Raw genomic sequence first — 14,233 nt, forward strand, 5'->3', positions numbered from 1 at the left:
CCTTCGGTGCCGAGGAGGAGACAGGCTGGCTGGCGGCGAGGCTTATCGCGTGCTGCTCGAGCCGTTCCACGCTGAACAGTTCGCTGCGGATGGGATCGCTTTCATTCCAAAGAGCAATGGATTGCGAGGGGCCAAGAACCTTCTGCAGGAGAGCGTACAATCTACCGCCTTTCCGGGCCCACCGAGTGCGCGAGCGGAGTTCGCCGCACTCGAATTGCTGGACCTGCTCATTGAAGATGGAGAGGACCGTAAGAACCCGAACTAGCTCGATCCGCTCCGCTTGTTTCGATTTTTCCGAAGGATAAGACGACGGGCGTGTGTCTGGAATTGAAGCGCAGGCAAGAGTAGCAGTACGACGGACGGAACAACGCGGCTCGACTTCGTACGAGGAGCGCTAATCAGCCGGTGGCCACTGGTGGCCCGCAGGGTTGGAGATTGAAATGGTGAGGCTCAGATAACCGGCCGACCGCAGGTCCTTTGTGCGGCGTTGCGCCTCTTCGAGCGTCGCGCAACTCTCTCCATGAAACTTGGCCGTGTCCGGGTGGATGCAGGACACGGTGTAAGTCGCTGGCGGATCAGAATCAGCGGAACGGGTCACGGTGAGGCCGCCGGACGCAGAGTCGAGTCCTCTTCTTCGTAGTCGGCCATGCGATCCCAGAGCCGACCATCGTTGAGCAATACGTTACGAGCATCTTCGCTCAAGGCGCTTTCCGCGCGCTCTCGAGCCTTTTTGGCCTTGGCTCGGTACCAGGCCGTCTCCGTTTGGAACCGGGACACGCTGATCATCGCTTCGGCACCACATCAGATGTCGCCAAGATATCGGCGCAAGCACGCGCTACGTCGGAATCAGCCGTCGTGCTGCCAGGCATCGTGGCGAAGCCGCTTTTCTCGATCAATGATCCGCGTTCCCAACTGCTGGCTTTGACCAAGGCGGTACGGACGACGGCGTCGCCCTGAGTGCGGAAGCGCTCGACGCAGATCGGGGCGAGAGCTGCCACTACCGCTTCGTGCGATGCGGCAGCGCTGTTCCTGGCGGACGTGCCGCCGGTCACCCAGCCACCCCCCAGCCAAAACCGCTGATGGCGAGTGCAATGGCCCCGACGATGCCGCCCTGGATCCAAGGCTTGGTGTTGGCTGGCATATTCATGGGAAATCCTTCGCGGCCGGCGAGCGGCCATCCTCGCCGGCCAAAAGACCAGCGTTGGCGCGGGAGTGCGCCTAGCCGACGATCAAGCAAGAAGGAGAACCGAGAACTGAACGGGCTAAATGATCCAGCTCCCCCGAGGACATGGGGATCAGCTCAATCGAATCCAAGGCCACTGATACGAGGTCGGCCGGCGGCGGCGCAGGATCACAATGGCTTTGGTGAGGGCACTCATTGCAAATATCACCGCGTCATTTGCCGCGATGTCCAACCCAAACGGTAGCACGCGCGAAGATATATACCGGCGCCATCCCCTGATAATCGGCCGCCTTCGTGACCATCTCTCGACCAGTGGCGCCGACGCGATGTCTGTTCCGGCAGCTGCTCACCAACAACCATAAGGATATCCAATGACCGATCAGCCTTCGACGGCCTCTCCCAACGCGGCCAACCGCATGCAGGACAATCCTGCCGAGGCCCGGAAGCTCCTGCGTGCCGAGATCGGCAGCAAATGGGGCAAGTTTTCCGCCCAGGAACTCACCGACCTCAAGGACAACGACGACTTGGTGAGCCAGCTCGTTGCCAAGTACGGTCTCGAGAAGAACGCCGCCCAGCGCGATGCCGCGGCGGTCGTCAAGGGCCGCACCTTCTGACGGCTGCAGCCGGAGGACGGAGCCCCCGGGTCGCGCCTCCGGCACGCGTCGAGGATACAACCACGTGCACGCGATCCGAGAGCGCGTCTGTACGCACACTGCTCTTTCTGCCCGGCGGCGCTTCGACCGGGCAGCCGGCGGCGAAAGTAGGAGATGAAATTGTTCGCAACGATGGCCGCGCTGTTATTGGGCGGTCTCCTGGGGACGTCGCTGCTCGGAGACCTTCTGCAGTATCGCGCGGACGCGCCGCATCCGGTCGATCTTCGTTATTCGCCCGGATCCGAAGCTATAACCGACCCTGACGGTTGGCCGACTCGGCGGGCAGTACCCGGTTCGCCTCGGCAGGAATTGCCCATTCTTACCTGGAACGACGAAAGCTGACCTGGACGCTGCAACGGCCCTTCAACTTTCCCGAGAGCGACGACGCAGCCACTAGCAAGCTCGTTTGCTTTCAAGAACCTAGAGTGTCCATCCCAGTTCATGCCCAAATCCTCTCCCAAGATCAAACCCCAGCCAAACGTCCTCTTTGAGGCTACGGTGCGCCGAATGCTGGCTACTCGGCTTCCGCCCAAGTCCGCGATCAAAAAGAAGCCGGCCAAGAAGAAGCGCCCCTAAATCGCATCCTGTGGCTTGAGTGCAGCGAAGGCGGGTGATTGCAACAAAGCATGTGCCGCCGCGAGGCCTCCCGTTCTGGACCACCAAATTGTGCGCTTCGGTCACTCACCAAGGCGACCGCTCTTTCCTCTATGATGAGATCACTGTAGGGCGATCGCATGCCGCCACAGGCGAGGGCGGTAGCTGCCCCTCACGATGACGAGGACGAGGAAGCAGGCCACCACGCGTTAGCCTGGGAAGCGGACTGGCTGCAACGCCGGCGCTCGACAGCTTACGGCGCGCGGCTGCTTCACTTTCGTTGCCGGCGAGAGTTGATTCACATCGTCGTCAGGAGACGAGTTAGCAGCAAGATCGGTTGTCAGGCGGGCCGGATTTGTGAGCCATGTTCCGGAGGACCCAGGCAGTGGCCGCCTACCCTTGGGGTAAACGGTTCTATTCGGCGGTGGCTAGGCGTCGGCGCTGGGCAAGTGCCGAGCGGACGCGGGCAAGGTCTTCACTGCGCCTCTTGACGACGGCGCCGCTTCCGCCCGCGGTCGTGGCGAAGAGGGCGAGCTTGTCCATCTCCTCGTCTACCACCGGCTCAAGCGCGAGATCGGTATAGTCGTAGCGCCCGGGATCGTTCTTCACCTTCTGTCCGATGCGCCAGCCTCGCCATGCTAAACGGCCATAGATCGCGAGCTTCCTCCAAGTTTCCCGCGCCAGCTTGTAGTGGAACACCCCGGCCGGCTCGATCGGAATACCAGAGCGCCGATCGCGGCGATATTTCATGCGCACAATGCCGCCTTCCAGAGGATGGATGCCCTCGGCTTCGAACATGATCTTGAACATCGTCATGAACCGCGCCGGCTCGCCGGGGTTGCGGCCCTTGGTGGCGCCATGCCGGCGCGCCACTTGTTGAGATCGGGATCCATCCATATGCCGGCCTTCCACATCGTCTGGTGGTCTTCGGATCCTGGCAGCGGCGTCAGGATGAACAGCTCGAGAATATCGAGCGGCAGCTCCTTCTTGATGATCTTCATGTCGCGCAGGATCGATTCGCGCGTATCGCCGGGGAAGCCCAGGATGTACCCCGCCAAGGTCGAGGCGCCGCTGGTGTGCCACGCCTGTAGCATCTTGCGATATTCGGTGATCTTGTTTTGGCGCTTCTTGGCCGCCAGCAGATTGTCAGGGTTGATATTCTCCAGCCCGATGAATACGCGATAGACGCCGGCCCAGCGCGCCTTGTGGATGAAGTTCGGGATGCGATGGCACTGGGTGTCTACCTGGATGATCAGCGACACGGCGATGTCCTCGTTCTCCTTGAGCTCGATCAGCCGGTCGAAGAAGTCCTCCCAGTGCTTGTTGGGGGCCATGTTATCGTCGGTGAAGAAGAATGACGTGATGCCCTGCTTATAGTTCTCGCGCACGATCGCCTCGAGGTCGTCGGCGGTGCGGAAGCGGCTCTTGGGCCCTGCACGTTGATGATGGTGCAGAATGAACACTGGAACGGGCACCCTCGGCCGAGGTCGAAGCTTGTGTTGCGGCCTTTCGTTGCGCGCGAGTGCGGCGGCCGGCAGGCGGGGCACCGGCTCGCCTTCAAGGTTCGGTAGATCGCCGACATAGTTGTAGAGCGGCTTCAGAGTGCCGGACCAGGCGTCGCGCAACACAATGTCGAGACGATTTTCCTCCGCTTCGCCGGCGAAGATCGAGATACCCATGTCCATGGCAGCCTGGATCTCGGTGGGCACCACCGGCAGCATCGAGATGCACCCAGCGGTGTGAAATCCGCCAAGCGCCACCGGCAGTCCGACCTTGAGAAACTGGCGAGATCGATGGCTCGGGGAAACTGGTTGCTTTGCACGCCGACCAGGCAAATCAGCCCCTTGCCGCCGCTGCTATGGATGTCGGCGATGATGCGATCAGAACGGATACGGGTGTTGGTCTCGTCGCGTCCGTCGGCACGACCATGCCCACGAGCCAGACTTCTGCCTCGGCGGCGCTTGAAGGTGGTCGCCTGCCAGTCGCGCGCTCCGGACCCGGAGCAGACGAAGCACAGGGTATCGATCTGTGTCATGTCGCGCTTGCAGCCGCCGAAGCGCTCGGCTGGAATCAAAGCGCGCCGCCTGCAGCCGAGGCATTCGATGCCGAGCGCGGCTGCATGCAGCGCATGAAGAACGTGTGCACGTTGCCTCGGCCTTCCGGCGCCGGATCGTAAGTTGGCGGCCGTTCGGGCGGCGGCTCGAGGTGTGGCAACGGCTGCGCGCGTGGCTCGATAGTCCAGTCGAAGCCGCAAGTGTGGGCCCACCGCTGAAAGGCCGCGGCTTGGTCGGGGGTCTTGAAGCCGAACACGGACGCGCCGGCCTCATGCCCCCACCAGCGCACTGCCGGTGACCTGGTAGTGTGCTCTGCTGCAATGGGTCGAAGTGCCAGTCGAGTTCCGACTACCTTGGTTTTGCTCAATTTCTTGTGGCATCTTCGTCCATTCCAAGCCCCCTCCCAAGACCAAGCTCAAGACCAGCCCAATGTCGTCTTTGAGGCTCCGGTACGCCGCATGCTGGCGACTCGGCCTCAGCCTAAGAAGGCAGTGAAAAGGAAAGTGGCGAAGAAGGCGCGCTAAAAGCATATTCTGCAGGGGCTAGCAGGCTTCGACCGCGGTCAGAAGACAGGCTGATTGGAGGGGCGATGGACGAAGATTCTGACGATGCCGCGTTTTCCGCTCCAGTTCGCTCGACACGCCATATGCCGCGACCCCACGTCGTAAGAAGCGTCCGGGCTGCCATTGGATTTGTGAATGACGATTTGAACGAAGCCGAGAGGGCGAGGCCTCATTGGCAGTGGGCAAGAGCCGTTCTGTATGATGCGCTCGCGTCGCCACACAGTCTTGGCAAAGTCGCAGCGGCCGAAGAGGCATTCCGAGCCGCAATGGAGAAGGACCGCTGGTTGATCGGAACCTGACGCGCTCTTCTTACTTTGGGTAAGCACAATACGAATCCGCGCATCTCTCTCGCTCGAGCGCGGGACTGTAAGGGCTGGTTGGTAATCACTGAAAGTCGTGCTCTGGTGAGTAAAGGACGCTGCCGGCTCGCCGACGATTAGGCCGCCGGATTGGTTGATTCGATCGGCGAGAGCTTGATCTCGCTGTCGTCCAGGCGGCTGTCGATCGTCAGCGCGACATCCCACAGCTCGACGCCGGTCGGACCATCGCCCTTGGTCGCCGCTTCCGCGCAGGCGGCGGACAGGCTGGCGGGCGCGTTGATGCCGCCCATCGCCACCTCACGGCCAAGCTCTTTCAGCGTGTCGCTGTTCATCGTCGCGACGAAGTGGGTGATTCCCATGGCCGCCGTCTCGCGCGCGGAGTAGAATAAGCGCTGCAGGGTATCGAGCGTCGGTCGGGGTGAATGTCTGGGCAGGGGCTGCTCCGTGGCGCGCAGAATTGCATAGATGACGAATATCGCCGGTAGGACGAGCGGAAGCACTACAAGCAGGACGAGCCAGTCCTTCCAGACAAACATGGACATATAGCGACCTTCCATCCGGTCGGCGGCGAGCGCCGCTCGGAAGCTCAGCGATCGGCAGAGGCCGGAAACCCTAGCGGGCCCCGACCCCGGTTGCCTGCTCAGAAGGCGCGGCCCTGGACGACCGTCGCGGCATCGCGCGTCGCAGCGCCCTTTTCGAGCCCGTACTTCGCGACGAGCGCCGCCACCTGGGCGTCGTTGTCCTTGAGGTCGTCGAGTTCCTGCGTGGTGAACTTGCCCCACTTCTTGCCGATCTCGGAGCGCAGCATCTTGGCTTCCGCCTTGGCTTGCATCGGGGTGGGCTCGCCCGCGTTGGTGGGCGACGCTGTCGATGGCTGGTTGGTCATGGGAAATCCTTATGGTTGTTGGTGAGCGGCCGCCGGAGCGATCATCCGGCCGGCCACTGGTTGAAACGTGCTTCCCCACGCGACCGATTGTCAGGGGGCATCGTCGGTATATATCTTCGCGCGCGCTTCGGATTGAATTTGACATCGCGGCAAATAGCGAGGTGCTGCTATTTGCTGTCCTGGGTGGATTTTGATCTCGCGGTAGTCGGCGAGGCGGCGGCGCTAGTCGCTGAGGTGATCGGCGAGTTCGCGAAGATTGATCCGGGTACATAGCGGCGGTCGAGCTGATGGAGTCCGCCGCGAACTTCTCGAGCAGCTATGCCAAGGCGATCCTGGCGGCCACAAGGCAAACAGATCTAGCCCAGCCGGACAAGCCGAAGGCCGTCCACGGCATGACCCCGGAGCAAATGGGCCGGACGGAGCGGGAAATGGAGGCGCTGCAACAAGAGTTCAAGCGGTCGAAGCCACCTACGGCGACGATGTCCTGCTGCTGGTGATCGCGACGGGATATCTATCGAAGCTTGTTGGAAACCGGAAGGTGGAGCGGTACCTGTCCCACAATCAACCTGAAATCATTGCATTGGTGAGTTCCGTTCCATCATTACAGCGGCGACACCGGAGCGGCTGAGCACAGCGGCTCATATGTAGGTCGATGGATGAGGTTGTCAGGCCGGCCGATATCCCGCCCAGCTCATGCTTGCCTGATCAGTCACAAAGGTCGGCCAGCATCCAGGAGCGCGGTCGCCTGCCCGCGAGGATCGCCTGCTCGTCGCCGTCGCGGACCGCTGCTATGTCGCCACAGCTGGTTCGGAGCACATGACGCTTGTCGTGGACGGCGAAACGGCGACCGTCAGCCTCAAGGAGGCCACGAAGCGCGTCGAGCATGTCGAGACGCAAGAGGAGGCGGACCGCGAGGCGCGGCGCAGCCAGGCGGCGGCCCGCAAGGGCTGGGACCTTTACACGAGGCTTCACCAGCCACGGCCGCGATGGGACTACAAACATGCTGGCCTCCTTGGCGCTTGAGATCGACAATGCCGGCTACCTCGGCGTGCGCAAGCGCTGGTCCGATACGCCCCATCGAAAGCTGGAGACGATGCTCAACGACGTGCTGGCGGGGTTTGCGGGCCATGCGGCAGCGTGCAAGCTCGACCGCGCAGAACGAGAGAAACGCGAGCGCGAATGGAAACTACAACAACAACGGGCCGAAGAAGCCCGCGCGGGAGCAGCGTTGGAAAGGGCGCGCGTCGAGTTCCTCGCACCGCGCCTGGACGCCTTCGACGAGATGGTCCGGCTACAACGGTTCCTGGGCCGACTGCAGAATGCGACCCATTGGCCACGGCCACCGGAGCGAGGCGGGCTGCCCGGTTCTCCAGCTCAGCGGCATCGCGCATGAGTTGGTCACGGGCGGCGCCTGGCGCTTCGGCTGTCGACAATTTTCGCGTCCGGCGTGCCTCGGCGAAAAGCGCATCGGCCCTACGCAGTAGGGTATCCTTGGTGACGTCCATGTATCGGCCTCCGCCCGAATTGGAATTCGGCGCCTCCCCGCCGCGCGATCCGCCAGTAAAGCCGTGGCCGGCGGCAGCGGGGAAACGAGGGCGCCGCTTCCGGCAGTCCGTATTGATTGGGAATCAGCCGACCCGCTTCAGGTTCTCGGCCGACATCTTGCCGCGGCGATCCTGCACGCAGCGCGATTCGCTTGCCTACCCGACCCATCTTGTCGCGCCAGCGCATACGCGCAGCGCAAGCGGTCGGCGTTCAGTTCAGATGCCCTCTGCTGGCGCGCGGCACGCGGACGAACAGGACATCCGCAAGGTCCGGGGCAATATCCTTGATCTCATCAAAGAACACGGTGAAATAGCGGGGCAAGAGCGCCTGCACTTCGTCGCCGATCAGCATGGCGCCAGTCTGAGACATCATCGTCAGCGAGCTGGCCTGCTGAAACCAGAGCACTACTTCTTCTACCGAGTCCGGATCATCGAGGATGACAAGGAAACCCAAATTGGAGGCGCCGTGCCTTCGCTTGATCTCGGCGATCGTCTCATCGTGCGGGTCAGCGAGCGAGAACCCCACGGTCACCAAATGACCTGCGTCCAGCTTGACGCCGTATTGGCGCCACGCGAGGGTGCCTACCGGTTGGCCTTGGGAACGCGGCAATATGGCCACCAGCTAAGCTGTTGTAGACTGTTCAGCGTAGGCCAGTACCAGCCGCTCCTTCGCAGCCAAATACTCAAGCCATTCTAGCTGAGTGTCCTTTGGGCAGCCGGATAGCTCGATCACGGTATAAGGAAGGGCCGAATTTGCCCGGTCTTCGGCAATATGCAGCCAGGCAGCGTACGCTTCCTGGAGCTCAAGTCGCAGTCGGGCTCGCTTCAGGTCGAGGTTGTTCATCTAACGCTCCTGATCTGTGGTCGTACATCCGACTGGAAGGCGATACGCCGCAGAGTAATGGCTTCATCGTCGATGAGCTTGAATAGATGCGAGAGTTGGCGTGCTTTGGCGCGCCATGAACGAAGACCTCGCCGTTGCGTTCCCCGCATTTCCTTTCTGGAGACGCGGGGCGTCATTGCCTTGCTCCGGCTGCCAGTACATCCGTGGTCAGCCGGAAGAGAAGACGGCGACCCGAACGTCAGCCGACGGTCTTGAGGTTCGCGGCGGACAGCTTGCCGCTGCGCTGATCCGACATCAGGTCGAACTCGATCTTCTGTCCTTCGACCAGATGATTGAGGCCAGCCTATTCGACGGCGCTGATATGGACGAATGCATCCTTGCCGCCATCATCCGGCTCGATGAAGCCGAAGCCCTTCGCCGAGTTAAACCATTTCACGGTTCCCATAGACATGAGGAGAACCCTTTCACTACATAAGTTGACAAAATGCACGCCCGCCCGCTGCTGGACGCAGAGGACTGACCGTCGAATTTGCATTGATTTTCGGAGCAAGTCGCTGGCAGGCGCCTTTAAGGTGAGCGGCGCGGCCAAATCATCAGTCCGTCTATCGACGCGCTACAAGTGGGCCCTTCGCGCAGTCTTTGCAAGGCCCATTTGCAATGCGCAAGCCACGCCCCCGCGAGAACGGGCGTGCGCCAGTTGTCAGCGATCTCTCAGGAGCGCCACGCTGGCGCATCGTCGTTCAGGGGTTGAACATGGCTATACGATCCAACGAGAGCAGCGTTCATTTTCAGCCGACCCTTTGGCACGTTCAGTTCGATCGGACGTAATCGGCTTGCTCTGAGACCCATCTTTGGACCGCCCGGGGTTAGAGTTTCCCGGCTTCGTCATGATGGCGGGCTGGGCATGCCATCACGAACCAGCAATGTTATCGGGGCCTTTTGCCCGATCGCTCCGTGCGGGCGCTCCTCATTGTAGTACCTGCGCCAAGCCTCCATCTTTTGCCGAGCATCTTCACGGCTCATGAACCAGTGGGCGTTCAGGCATTCCGCCCGGAAGCGTCCGTTGAAGGCTTCGATGAACGCATTGTCCGTGGGTTTGCCGGGCCTCGAGAAGTCGAGCACCACGCCTCTCGTGTAGGCCCACAGATCAAGGTCGCGCGACACGAACTCGGTGCCCTGGTCGACACGGATCGTCGCCGGGTAGCCGAGCTGGCTGCAAACCCTTTCCAGAACCTGCACCACGTCCTCGCCGCGATAACTGAACCGCGGATCGATCGCCGGCGAAAAGCGCGTGAAGGTGTCGACCACGGTCAGCACCCTGATCTTGCGGCCGGTCGCCAGTTGGTCGTGCACGAAGTCCATTGCCCAGGTCTCGTTCGGCCGCGTCGCCTTGCGATCGTCCCGCAGCTTGGCCTTGACCCGGCGCTTGGGCGTCTTGTTGCGCAATTGCAGCCCCAGTTCGCGGTAGATGCGACGGGTCTTCTTCTGGTTGATCCGCCAACCCTCGCGACGCAGCAACACGTGAACGCGCCCTTCGCCGCGCCGACCGATCATCTCGTGATCGCCAGCGAGGTCGAGCTGGAGCTGGGCGCTGAGCCGTGGCCGGTGTTCGACATCGCCGCGGCTGCGCTCACCTGGCCGTTCGCCTACACGGCGGCGGACCAGGCCGACCTCGGCGCGCTCGCAATGCCGCAATATATGACTCCGCCGGGCAAGGGTGCGGGGCGGCTGCGCGCCTGGGCGGAGGGATTCGTAATGGGCGAGCGCACCAACACGCTGGCGCTGCTCAAGGACCTCTCGGCGGGCGTCGCCGCACAGATCAGTTACCAGAGCCGCGAGAGCGAGGGCACGCAGTCGCCGCTCGAGACGCTCGACCGCGGGTGGGGCTCGTGCCGCGACCTTGCAGTCCTGTTCGTCGAGGCGTCGCGGTGCTTGGGCTTCGGAGCGCGACTCTGCTCGGGCTACCTGCACCGGCCCGAGCTCGAAGCAATCCCGACGCAGGAAACGACGCATGCCTGGGCGGAGGTGTTCGTGCCGGGCGCGGGCTGGATCACGTTTGACCCGACCAACCGCAGCGTCGGCGGGCGCAACCTCATGCCCGTCGCGGTGGCGCGTGAGATCTGGCAGGTGACGCCGGTCAGCGGCAGCTTCACCGGGGTCAGCAACGCGTTCCGTGCGCTGGAGGTCGAGGTGAGCGTGCGGCAGACCGCAGACGCGATCCGATGACGGGACATCATGACGGCACAGCATGAACGGGGGTACAGCATGAACAGGTTCACCGGAGATGCAGGCCCGATGCCGGACGCGCCGCGCTCGCGCAGGTTCGCGGTACTAATCGATGCCGACAACACCTCGCCCCGGATCGCGGCAGGCCTGTTCGAGGAGATCGCGCGATTCGGCGAAGCGACGGTGCGGCGCATCTACGGCGACTTCTCGAGCACGCGGCTGCGCTCGTGGAGCGAGATCCTGCAGAAGTTCGCTATCCCCAGCAGTTCGCCTACACGTCGGGCAAGAACGCCTCCGACATGGTAGTGGGTCAGTTTGACGGGGAGCGGTACTGTTTTGGATGGACTCGACAGGCCGGCGCAAAGGGCGCACGAATGCATCGGACCTTGGTGTCCTGGTGCGAGCCATGCAGGAGTACATCCGTAGGGCAAATATAGCGAATTATCGTAAGCTGCTAGCAACAACGACCGATGAGCAGCAACGTCGTACGTTGTTGCGACTGCTGCGAGAGGAGAAAGCGAAGGCGCCCCCTCCCGAAGAAAGGCCCGACGCCGACGACTAACGTTGCGTCGCTTCCCACTCTTCGATCATCGTGACTACATCGCCCATGGACCACAGCGTCTTTGACACGCCAGCGGCCATCGCAGGAGTGACGCGAAGGGTCTGGTGAATGCGGACGTAGTTGTAGTGCATGAAGTAGATGGCCAGCGCGTAAACGTGGTTCTCGACCTTCTTGCTGAAGGCGTTGGTCAGGCGGGTGAAGCGACGGATGCCCACGCCCCACATGCGGGCTGGGAACAGCAATAGGATAAATTCAAACAGTGTGACCGGCAGCCACTCGGCAAAGTGCATGTCCCGGAGATGATCGCGTCGAGGCACAAGCCCGACTAGCACTACGGCGAAGCGCTGGCCCGGGCAGCATGCCAACACACGCCGCGCCTCTCGTGCCTTAATCTAAGATCGCGGCGTTAGCGAGCGCGCCGCGGCGCCGACAACGCTCTGCTATGCCGACCACGGATAACGAGATTGCGTATTTCGCGGCGTGCAAAGGTCACGATCGCGCCGCGTCATTTGGGCCAATGTCCAACGCAATCGGGCGCCTTGGCGAAGATAAATACCACTGATGCCCCCTGATAATCGATCCTACCCGGGCCCATCTTTCAAACAGCGGCGCCGAACCGATGATCGCTCTGCCGCCGCTCACCAACAACCATAAGGATCTTCCCATGACCGACCAGCCTTCCACGGCCAGACCGAATACGTCCGCGTCCACCCCGATGCAAGCCCGGGCCGAAGCGAAGCTGCTTCGCAGCGAGATCGGCAACAAGTGGGGCAAGTTCACCCCGCAGGAGCTCGCCGACCTCAAGGACAACGACGACCTGGTAGCAGCACTCGTCGCCAAGTACGGACTCGCCAAGGACGCCGCGACGCGCGATGCCGCGACGGTCGTCCAGGGCCGCCCTTTCTGAGCAGCAGCCGGCGTCGGGCCCCGCGAGGGTCCCGACTCGGCCTCCGCTGACCGGTTTGCCGATGTCCACGCGATCGACCGAGCGCACGCTCACCTTCCGGCGACAGTTCAGCCTGTCTGCCGTCGACGGGTCGCTGCCCGCCGGCCACTACTTGGTGGTCACCGAGGAGGAGCCGCTCGAGGGCCTGTCGTTCGCCGCCTGGCAACGCGTCCGAACGCTGCTCTTCCTTCCCGCCGATGCGCTGCCCGGCCAGGCGCGCGAGGTGGTTCCCATCGATCCCAACGAGCTCGACGCGGCGCTGGCCGCTGACGGGCTGGAAAGCCAAGACTAAGATGCCGAAGACCCCTTTCGTCTGGAAGGACTGGCTCGTCCCGCCCGTCCTGTTCCCGCTCTTCCTCGCGGCGATGGTCGTCGCCTACGCGCTGCTGCGCACCCCGACTTAGTCTCCGGCCCGGAAGGCGACATGTCGTGACGGAAAAGCCGATCGATCTCGACCAGCATCGCGGGCTTTCTGCCCAACGAGCAACGGAATCGCGGCGGCTGCTCTCCGAAGTCGAAGCGCACGAGGCAAAGCTGCACCGGCTCCGAGTAGAGGCGGAGGAGCAGTTCCTAGCCCTGCCGGCGGCAACCTGGGAAGAGGCCGCCGTGAAGGCGAAATATCTGCTCAGGCTTCACGCCGAGACGCTGGCCGGCGGCGATGCCCGGACGAGGCGGCTGATTGCGGCGGTGCTGGAGGACTTCGAGCGGCTGTCCGTCTCGAGCGCCGAAGACCCGTAAGTCCTTTCGCGGTCCGTCATTTCTTCGACAGCCGGTCGCCCGTGATCGATTCGGCGCGCGGCCAAATGACTAGGGTTGGCGGTGCGATGGAGGGCTGTCGACGTTGTCGGCCTGCAGATCGGCTTGGCCCTGCAGCTCCTGGGCTTCGCTCTCCAGCTGTCGGGCTGTGCGAATCAGTCCTTCCCGATCCGCTTCTCTCGTGACGGAGCCGGCGAGCCGGCGCGCCCGAGCCGCCATCTCCCGCTTTTCCTGCGCTTCGGCCGAGTACGACATTGCCGGTTCTTTCCCACGGGCACTGAAGCGTCCGTGATGCTTTCCCTAAGCAGCCCCCGCCACAGATCCCCGCGGCATCTTTTCCGCCGCCTTCGCCCGCCGCACTGTCGACATCTGCGTCGACGCCGCCCGGCGACTGCTCGCGAGAAGGCGGTGAAGGGCAACTTCGCTTCGCAGGAGACGCTCGACGGTTAGCGGGCCTTCCGGCCGCAAAGCGCTGGCCTTGTGCCGCGACATCATGAGTTCGATTGGCTTTTTCACGTATTTCCTTTGCAGCGAGCGCATCGGGACGACGAACGGGCCCTCAACGAAGCCGGTCGGTCCTGGAAAGATCGTTGGGGACCCGCTGAAAGGGCGGGATCGTCGAGCGACGCTACTTGATAGATGGGCCCGCCGCTCCAAGGTTGTAAGGGGGAGAATGGCCTATTTCTTTCCGGGCGCAGAGACTCCTCCGATCATTTCTGGGCGGGAATGCCCTGTACAAGCACCCATGACCTGGAAAGGACGGATTGCCGGCGCGCTCGGCTTCGGAACCGTGCCGTTTGCCCTACATCGATCGGATGCGGACCTGGCGAAGGCGGCCATCCGGGGAGCCAAGGCCGACGACGGCGCCACCTGCGAAGACTTCGCCTGCGCCGCGATTCGGCGATGCTCGACAAGGCTCTGGAAGCTTTCCGGCTAGATAAGGGTTTACGCGGCCGCCCGCGCGGCCTCGCGGAAGCTGGCCAGCCGCCGCCTCGTCCCTCAGGGTGAGCCACGGCGCGCGCAGCCCGCCCCACAGGCTGAGGGCTTGATCGGCCACAGCGCCTGCACAGCCCTGTGCGCCGCGGCGAGCCGGTAGCTCGGC

At 62.9% G+C, this 14,233-nt stretch carries 18 protein-coding genes and 4 pseudogenes; 12 read left to right on the forward strand and 10 right to left on the reverse strand.

All coding sequences use genetic code 11. The annotated features are described in order from the left end of the window. Positions 1 to 49: 49 nt before the first annotated feature. Positions 50 to 265, forward strand: a complete 216-nt coding sequence (locus tag OJF58_RS05490) for a hypothetical protein (RefSeq protein WP_300782375.1) — start codon at positions 50 to 52, stop codon at positions 263 to 265. Between the two features lie 517 nt (positions 266 to 782). Here the strand turns inward: OJF58_RS05490 and OJF58_RS05495 are convergent. After that, positions 783 to 1,052, reverse strand: a complete 270-nt coding sequence (locus OJF58_RS05495; RefSeq protein WP_300782377.1) for a hypothetical protein — start codon at positions 1,050 to 1,052, stop codon at positions 783 to 785. Between the two features lie 502 nt (positions 1,053 to 1,554). On the opposite strand from OJF58_RS05495, the gene OJF58_RS05500 reads away from it, so the two are divergent. Then, complete coding sequence (locus OJF58_RS05500) at positions 1,555 to 1,797, forward strand: hypothetical protein (RefSeq protein ID WP_300782380.1); 243 nt, start codon at positions 1,555 to 1,557, stop codon at positions 1,795 to 1,797. A 1,047-nt stretch (positions 1,798 to 2,844) separates the two neighbouring features. On the opposite strand, the gene OJF58_RS05505 is transcribed toward OJF58_RS05500, so the two are convergent. Together OJF58_RS05505 and OJF58_RS05510 are read right to left on the reverse strand one after the other, a co-directional pair. Then, positions 2,845 to 3,246, reverse strand: a complete 402-nt coding sequence (locus tag OJF58_RS05505; RefSeq protein ID WP_300782382.1) for a hypothetical protein — start codon at positions 3,244 to 3,246, stop codon at positions 2,845 to 2,847. Next, the gene (locus tag OJF58_RS05510; protein WP_300782385.1) at positions 3,243 to 4,265 is read right to left on the reverse strand and encodes a radical SAM protein; all 1,023 of its coding nucleotides are present in this window, start codon (positions 4,263 to 4,265) and stop codon (positions 3,243 to 3,245) included. The genes OJF58_RS05505 and OJF58_RS05510 overlap by 4 nt, the downstream gene beginning before the upstream one ends. Between OJF58_RS05510 and OJF58_RS05515 the strand changes: the two genes are divergently transcribed. Next, positions 4,247 to 4,606 (forward strand): hypothetical protein, encoded by a 360-nt coding sequence (locus OJF58_RS05515; RefSeq protein ID WP_300782388.1) that lies wholly within the window; start codon positions 4,247 to 4,249, stop codon positions 4,604 to 4,606. The two genes, OJF58_RS05510 and OJF58_RS05515, sit on opposite strands and share 19 nt — an antisense overlap. Before the next feature lie 877 nt (positions 4,607 to 5,483). Here OJF58_RS05515 and OJF58_RS05520 read toward each other — a convergent pair. Continuing rightward, the gene (locus OJF58_RS05520) at positions 5,484 to 5,909 is read right to left on the reverse strand and encodes a hypothetical protein (RefSeq protein WP_300782390.1); all 426 of its coding nucleotides are present in this window, start codon (positions 5,907 to 5,909) and stop codon (positions 5,484 to 5,486) included. Positions 5,910 to 6,007: 98 nt separating this feature from the next. Continuing rightward, on the reverse strand, positions 6,008 to 6,253 hold the full coding sequence (locus tag OJF58_RS05525; protein WP_300782392.1) for a hypothetical protein: 246 nt from the start codon (positions 6,251 to 6,253) through the stop codon (positions 6,008 to 6,010). A 287-nt stretch (positions 6,254 to 6,540) separates the two neighbouring features. Here OJF58_RS05525 and OJF58_RS05530 point away from each other — a divergent pair, with 287 nt between their 5' ends. The 3 genes from OJF58_RS05530 (at position 6,541) to OJF58_RS05540 (ending at position 7,646) form a co-directional block, all read left to right on the forward strand. Next, positions 6,541 to 6,750, forward strand: coding sequence for a plasmid partitioning protein RepB C-terminal domain-containing protein (locus OJF58_RS05530; protein WP_300782395.1), 210 nt, complete (start codon positions 6,541 to 6,543; stop codon positions 6,748 to 6,750). Positions 6,751 to 7,069: 319 nt separating this feature from the next. Continuing rightward, on the forward strand, positions 7,070 to 7,276 hold the full coding sequence (locus OJF58_RS05535) for a hypothetical protein (RefSeq protein ID WP_300782396.1): 207 nt from the start codon (positions 7,070 to 7,072) through the stop codon (positions 7,274 to 7,276). Next, entirely contained in the window at positions 7,254 to 7,646 is a 393-nt protein-coding gene (locus OJF58_RS05540; protein WP_300782399.1) for a hypothetical protein, read from the forward strand. The genes OJF58_RS05535 and OJF58_RS05540 overlap by 23 nt, the downstream gene beginning before the upstream one ends. A 362-nt stretch (positions 7,647 to 8,008) precedes the next feature. Here the strand turns inward: OJF58_RS05540 and OJF58_RS05545 are convergent, their stop codons facing one another. From OJF58_RS05545 to OJF58_RS05560, 4 genes and pseudogenes are all read right to left on the reverse strand, one after another. Then, on the reverse strand, positions 8,009 to 8,329 hold the full coding sequence (locus OJF58_RS05545) for a hypothetical protein (protein ID WP_300782401.1): 321 nt from the start codon (positions 8,327 to 8,329) through the stop codon (positions 8,009 to 8,011). A gap of 90 nt (positions 8,330 to 8,419) precedes the next feature. Further along, the gene (locus OJF58_RS05550; RefSeq protein WP_300782402.1) at positions 8,420 to 8,641 is read right to left on the reverse strand and encodes a hypothetical protein; all 222 of its coding nucleotides are present in this window, start codon (positions 8,639 to 8,641) and stop codon (positions 8,420 to 8,422) included. 238 nt (positions 8,642 to 8,879) lie between these two features. Then, positions 8,880 to 9,092 (reverse strand): annotated as a pseudogene (locus OJF58_RS05555) (cold-shock protein). Positions 9,093 to 9,526: 434 nt separating this feature from the next. Further along, a pseudogene (locus OJF58_RS05560) lies at positions 9,527 to 10,507 on the reverse strand (IS3 family transposase); the annotation flags it as partial. Here OJF58_RS05560 and OJF58_RS05565 point away from each other — a divergent pair. Together OJF58_RS05565 and OJF58_RS05570 are read left to right on the forward strand one after the other, a co-directional pair. Continuing rightward, the gene (locus OJF58_RS05565) at positions 10,397 to 10,867 is read left to right on the forward strand and encodes a transglutaminase family protein (protein WP_300782404.1); all 471 of its coding nucleotides are present in this window, start codon (positions 10,397 to 10,399) and stop codon (positions 10,865 to 10,867) included. The pseudogene OJF58_RS05560 and the gene OJF58_RS05565 sit on opposite strands and share 111 nt — an antisense overlap. A gap of 69 nt (positions 10,868 to 10,936) precedes the next feature. Further along, a pseudogene (locus tag OJF58_RS05570) lies at positions 10,937 to 11,175 on the forward strand (NYN domain-containing protein); the annotation flags it as partial. A gap of 250 nt (positions 11,176 to 11,425) precedes the next feature. On the opposite strand, the pseudogene OJF58_RS05575 reads toward OJF58_RS05570, so the two are convergent. After that, positions 11,426 to 11,638 (reverse strand): annotated as a pseudogene (locus tag OJF58_RS05575) (IS1 family transposase); the annotation flags it as partial. A 455-nt stretch (positions 11,639 to 12,093) separates the two neighbouring features. Here OJF58_RS05575 and OJF58_RS05580 point away from each other — a divergent pair. The 4 genes from OJF58_RS05580 to OJF58_RS05595 all read left to right on the forward strand — a co-directional run bounded on the left by OJF58_RS05580 (position 12,094) and on the right by OJF58_RS05595 (position 14,068). Continuing rightward, positions 12,094 to 12,336 (forward strand): hypothetical protein, encoded by a 243-nt coding sequence (locus OJF58_RS05580; RefSeq protein ID WP_300782406.1) that lies wholly within the window; start codon positions 12,094 to 12,096, stop codon positions 12,334 to 12,336. Positions 12,337 to 12,397: 61 nt separating this feature from the next. Then, positions 12,398 to 12,667: a hypothetical protein gene (locus OJF58_RS05585; protein WP_300782408.1), complete on the forward strand. Its 270-nt coding sequence runs from the start codon at positions 12,398 to 12,400 to the stop codon at positions 12,665 to 12,667. 137 nt (positions 12,668 to 12,804) lie between these two features. Then, entirely contained in the window at positions 12,805 to 13,113 is a 309-nt protein-coding gene (locus OJF58_RS05590) for a hypothetical protein (protein ID WP_300782410.1), read from the forward strand. Between the two features lie 691 nt (positions 13,114 to 13,804). After that, positions 13,805 to 14,068 (forward strand): hypothetical protein, encoded by a 264-nt coding sequence (locus OJF58_RS05595; RefSeq protein WP_300782411.1) that lies wholly within the window; start codon positions 13,805 to 13,807, stop codon positions 14,066 to 14,068. Positions 14,069 to 14,233 lie beyond the last annotated feature (165 nt).

Source organism: Enhydrobacter sp., from assembly GCF_030246845.1.
Lineage (GTDB): Bacteria > Pseudomonadota > Alphaproteobacteria > Reyranellales > Reyranellaceae > Reyranella.

Coding starts and splice junctions, on each gene's coding strand:
- OJF58_RS05580 (WP_300782406.1), top strand. CDS start 12,094: ATGACCGACCAGCCTTCCACGGCCAGACCGAATACGTCCGCGTCCACC.
- OJF58_RS05530 (WP_300782395.1), top strand. CDS start 6,541: ATGGAGTCCGCCGCGAACTTCTCGAGCAGCTATGCCAAGGCGATCCTG.
- OJF58_RS05565 (WP_300782404.1), top strand. CDS start 10,397: ATGGGCGAGCGCACCAACACGCTGGCGCTGCTCAAGGACCTCTCGGCG.
- OJF58_RS05520 (WP_300782390.1), bottom strand. CDS start 5,909: ATGTCCATGTTTGTCTGGAAGGACTGGCTCGTCCTGCTTGTAGTGCTT.
- OJF58_RS05500 (WP_300782380.1), top strand. CDS start 1,555: ATGACCGATCAGCCTTCGACGGCCTCTCCCAACGCGGCCAACCGCATG.
- OJF58_RS05550 (WP_300782402.1), bottom strand. CDS start 8,641: ATGAACAACCTCGACCTGAAGCGAGCCCGACTGCGACTTGAGCTCCAG.
- OJF58_RS05535 (WP_300782396.1), top strand. CDS start 7,070: ATGACGCTTGTCGTGGACGGCGAAACGGCGACCGTCAGCCTCAAGGAG.
- OJF58_RS05540 (WP_300782399.1), top strand. CDS start 7,254: ATGCTGGCCTCCTTGGCGCTTGAGATCGACAATGCCGGCTACCTCGGC.
- OJF58_RS05525 (WP_300782392.1), bottom strand. CDS start 6,253: ATGACCAACCAGCCATCGACAGCGTCGCCCACCAACGCGGGCGAGCCC.
- OJF58_RS05585 (WP_300782408.1), top strand. CDS start 12,398: ATGTCCACGCGATCGACCGAGCGCACGCTCACCTTCCGGCGACAGTTC.
- OJF58_RS05595 (WP_300782411.1), top strand. CDS start 13,805: ATGGCCTATTTCTTTCCGGGCGCAGAGACTCCTCCGATCATTTCTGGG.
- OJF58_RS05505 (WP_300782382.1), bottom strand. CDS start 3,246: ATGACGATGTTCAAGATCATGTTCGAAGCCGAGGGCATCCATCCTCTG.